The 4,206-nt window shown below is 56.6% G+C and carries 5 protein-coding genes; all 5 read right to left on the minus strand.

Going from position 1 to position 4,206, the window contains the following annotated elements; genetic code table 11:
• On the minus strand, nt 1–345 hold a 345-nt coding region (locus DMG62_25005), incomplete at its 3' end, for a hypothetical protein (GenBank protein ID PYY19075.1).
• Between the two features lie 35 nt (nt 346–380).
• Nucleotides 381–614 (minus strand): hypothetical protein, encoded by a 234-nt coding sequence (locus tag DMG62_25010; protein PYY19076.1) that lies wholly within the window; start codon nt 612–614, stop codon nt 381–383.
• Nucleotides 615–2,416: 1,802 nt separating this feature from the next.
• Entirely contained in the window at nt 2,417–3,082 is a 666-nt protein-coding gene (locus DMG62_25015) for a hypothetical protein (protein ID PYY19077.1), read from the minus strand.
• 24 nt (nt 3,083–3,106) lie between these two features.
• Nucleotides 3,107–3,358, minus strand: coding sequence for a hypothetical protein (locus DMG62_25020; GenBank protein PYY19078.1), 252 nt, complete (start codon nt 3,356–3,358; stop codon nt 3,107–3,109).
• Complete coding sequence (locus DMG62_25025; GenBank protein ID PYY19079.1) at nt 3,288–4,181, minus strand: hypothetical protein; 894 nt, start codon at nt 4,179–4,181, stop codon at nt 3,288–3,290. Before DMG62_25025 ends, DMG62_25020 begins: the two co-directional genes overlap by 71 nt.
• Nucleotides 4,182–4,206: the final 25 nt, after the last annotated feature.

A 4,206-nucleotide genomic window follows, 5' to 3' on the forward strand; every position in this document is an offset into this window, starting at 1 on the left:
GACATCACAAAAAAACAGGACATCGCCCGCATCGTTGATGTCGGGTGTGAAAACCGTGCCGAAAAAGAAGCCGCCGAAATGTCCGCCAATAGGTGAAACATCACCGCACATTGAAGTTGTGTCTCCGCTACCACCTAGCCCGCCACAGCCAATTGCGATTGCGCTAATTGTAGCGTCAGAGTCAGCAACGAACACACCCTGGTTACGGTCGGAGCCATCAACCTGTGAGTTAAATGCGACGCGCCCAGATACGTTAACGGTCATAGGATTGATGAAGGCCACCGGATTGAGCGTCCCGCCGTTAGTGTTGGGCGCGATCTGCCCGTGCGCAGCACGCGACTCCACGCCACAAATGGTGCCGCATGAAAAGCGGCTACTCGCTATTCTGTGACTTTGTGTGGGGATATAATCTGCGGGCGTTGCGCAGTGTCGTGAACTCGTACCATAGTTTTTGTGCCGTTGACCACGTGGGCAGAGCTTATTTGAGAAATGTTACTGCTCAGCGGCTGTCCCTGGACAAGCCACACAAGGGGGATGGCGATAAAAAGCAGAACGACGAGAGACATGCCTCGAGCGATGTGCTTCTCTATGGCGGTAAGCGGCCGTTTATTCATTCGTGGTCTTCCTTTGTACGAGCTTGAGTTATCGGATAACTTTGATGTAATCGAACTACGCCATTAGCGCAGTTATGTCGGGCGAGGCGCTGGCGTGGGCCGAGGCCTTGGAACTGGAGTAGCTCTTGGTGTCGGAGTCGTGGTCGGTGTCGGAGTGGAACTAGGCGTTACGGTCGGTGTAGGCGTTGCCGTCGGCGTCGCGAGATCAGTCGCATAACTCCCTTTGGCACTGGCCAAGAGTAATCGAGAATGGCCAGCAAACGCCAGTTCACGGGGAGCGACAACATTCTCAAGACCGTTCGCGAAGGGCGCGAACGTCGCGCCACCATCCTGTGAACGAAGCACGGCATCGCCGCCGCTCAATTGTGTAACAAAGAGTATCTGATCGTCGACTGGATGACAGCCAACATCTCCAACAGTGGCATTTCCCGTCCAGCCGGTTGAAGCCCAGGTCGCACCGGCATCAGTCGTACGGAAAAGCCCGGCAGACTGAAAGCTGAGCCAAGCCGAGATCACAAGGCTCTGCGGATCGGTGGGCGAAGCACACAATCGCGGACCTCGGAAGAACTCAGGCAGGCCAGTGGACGAGTCGAACCAAGACGCCCCAGCATCCGTCGAGCGCAGCGCACCGCCTATGTTATCGCCCGATTCACTGGTCCAAGCTGCCACCATGTTCTGATCAGTGCCATCCTCCACAATCTCAAGATCAGTTACTCTGTGGAAATCACCGAGCTCATAGACCTTGGTCCATGTTTGTCCGGCATCGGTGCTGCGCCATATAGTTGCCTCGAAACCTGCAACTCCGAAATCGGCTCCACCGAGTAGAATCAGGTTCGCATTATTGCGGCTAAAACGCACCGTGTTGAGATCGGATTCGAACAAAGGACCTTGGTCCGGACCAAGTGGAGTCCAGCTTCCGTTGTTCTCGCGACGGTACAAGCCTTCCTGAGCTACACTCGATGGCCCGCTGGAGATGGCGTAGAGCGTGCCGTCAGGAGCAAACCGCACTGCGCTGTACCGGGTTGAAGGCGCCGATTCCAGCTCCCAGGTCGCGCCGCCGTTGAGCGAGCTTAACGCACCGCCGTTATTCTGGCCTTGGAAGGCGACGGCCAGCTCGTTTGCTGCTAGAGGACTAGCATCAACGGAGAATAGGTTGAGCTCAGAAATGCCGTTGGAAGACTGCACGAAATGATCTCCGCCGTCGGTCGAGCGAAAGACTGCCAACGAGCTGGTACCAAGAAACAACTCGGTAGAACTATCCGGGCGAAACCGCAACGAACGTCCAGCTAGTGCAGCGGTGTCGCCAATGCCAATCTCCCACGAGCTACCGCCGTCAGTCGTGCGATTGACGCCGCCGCCGTCCGTCGCAACCAGGATAGTCTGTGCATCGTTCGGATCGACCGCGATATCATCGACTACCAACACGGGCCACGTGTTATCATGAAGCGGTGTCCAAGTCGCTCCCACGTCCGTCGATCGGTAAAGTCCCACGTTTTCCGAGCCAAAGCGTTGACCGCCTCCAACAAGCAATCTGGTGCCATCATACACAACGACCTGCATCGGATTATTCGGGAGACCGGCTGATCGGTCGGTCCATGAATCGCCGCCGTCGGTAGTGGTCCACACCTGGCCGCCTCCAAAGTCTCCTCCGAAGGCAGCGATCACCGTGTTCGAATCGCTCGGATCGACTGCGATTCCACGGCACGAAATTGGCGCTGCGAGAGGCGGCGTGCGATTTGACCATGTCGCGCCGGTATCGGTCGAGCGCATCACGTTGACCGGCTGCGAACCGCTGGCGTCAGCTATCCCAGCCCAGAGGATTGAGGGATTCGATGGATCAAGCGCGACATCGAATATTGGTCGTTCACTCCAATGCCAAGGTTCAACAACGTCCAACTATTGCCGCCGTCAGTACTTCGCCTGACGCTATCCTGGGTGCCAATGTAGGCCGCACCATCGGGAGCGAATTCGATGTCGAAGACACTTATGCCGTTCAGAGGCAGCACCTCGGACCATGTGTTCCCAGCGTCAGCCGAGCGATAGAGCGTACCACCGAAGCTGCCATCCGGTGCGATCCCGGCGAGAGCGATGGCCGGATCAGCCGTCGAAACAGCAGCATCGAACACATCGCCACCGGGCGGCCCAAGCGAGAACCAATCTCCATTTCCAGTGGGCCGGATTGCACGAGTTCTTCGCGGGTGCAGCGGCAGGAATGACATGCCCTCTGGCCGATTTCCTTGCTCGTCCAGTCGACGTGCCGGGCCAGGGCCGAATGCAACATCGTATTTAGAGGACAGCGCTGACGAATTAGCCGATACTGCGCGCGGTGAACTGATTCGTACTGCAAACGTTTTAGATATTGCACCAAAACCGGCCAGCAGAACACAGCCGCTGAGTAACACGACCAAGAACCCAATTAACAGACGAGAGTTGGAATAGAAGCGGTTGGAATTGGAAGGAGTTTTCATCGTTAGGTCTTAGCTACTGACATTTCAATGTAATAGGCGAGAAAGAGTAGTCGGACGAGGAGGCGGCGTGGGACGAACCCTGGGCGTCGGAGTAGGCCGCGGCGTCGACAGAGGGGTAACTGTCGGAGTAGCACTGGGTGTTGGGGTGGGCGTTGGCGTCGGCCCCGGTTCGCCGCCGTTTGCTGTCCAGAGAATCGTGCCGCTGTCACCAACGTGCGATCCCCCGTAAGGCGTCGCTGGCGAAGGAAACGTCGTTGAGATTTGCGGACGTCCCACTGGTCTGGTCGGTCCAGGTAATTCCGGCATCCGTGCTATGTGAGATTCGTCCACCTGCGCCCACAGCAAAGCCGCTGCTTGGCTGTGGAAAATCAATTCCCTGGATCGCCTGATCAAAGAATAACGTTGACCAACTCACCCCGGCGTCAGTCGTTCTGGCGATCGCGCCGCGTCCATCAAAAACCGTTCCTGAAACGAGGCCGGTGCTTTGGTCGAGAAAAAACACGTCAGTGCCACCGCCTTCGTTTTTATCAAAATAAAAAGACTGAAACGCCCAACTGGCGCCGCCATCACTGCTTGCGCCGAGCAGCGACTGGAAGATCGAATTTTGCCCGCCAACAAAGCCTACGCTCGAACTCAGCATCTGCGCGCCTAGGAAACCGCCGCCGAAGAATCCGCTTTGACTGATCTGCCATGAAGCGCCTGCGTCGGTCGAATAGAGAATTGTTTGTGAATCGCCGGCCGAGATTCCGTTTACACCGCTGAACGACACAGATCTAAGCGCGTCCTCCACACCGCTGGCCACGTTCTGCCACATGGCACCCCCATCAATCGTCCGGAGAATCAGTCCCTGATCGCCCACAGCAACTCCTTCAGTCGCATTGAACAAATAAATGTCATGCAATCCGTTCGTTGTGCCCGACGTAAGCGGTGACCACGTCATACCGGCATCCGTGGTCTTGACGATAGTACCGGCGTCGCCCACCACGAACCCGACTCCTGAATCGAGCAGATATCCCCCATTCAGGTTGTTATTTGTTCCCGGCTTAGCACCGGACCATTGACCAAAGACACTTAACCCCGAGTAGAAAACGAGCGACAAAGCCAGATAAACTGTTTTACCCCTG

This window comes from Acidobacteriota bacterium (assembly GCA_003225175.1).
Classification (GTDB): Bacteria; Acidobacteriota; Terriglobia; order Terriglobales; family Acidobacteriaceae; genus Gp1-AA112.

Bases quoted from the DNA above. Each gene is read 5' to 3' on its own strand.
- DMG62_25015 (PYY19077.1), bottom strand. From the start codon at position 3,082: ATGAAAACTCCTTCCAATTCCAACCGCTTCTATTCCAACTCTCGTCTG.
- DMG62_25010 (PYY19076.1), bottom strand. From the start codon at position 614: ATGAATAAACGGCCGCTTACCGCCATAGAGAAGCACATCGCTCGAGGC.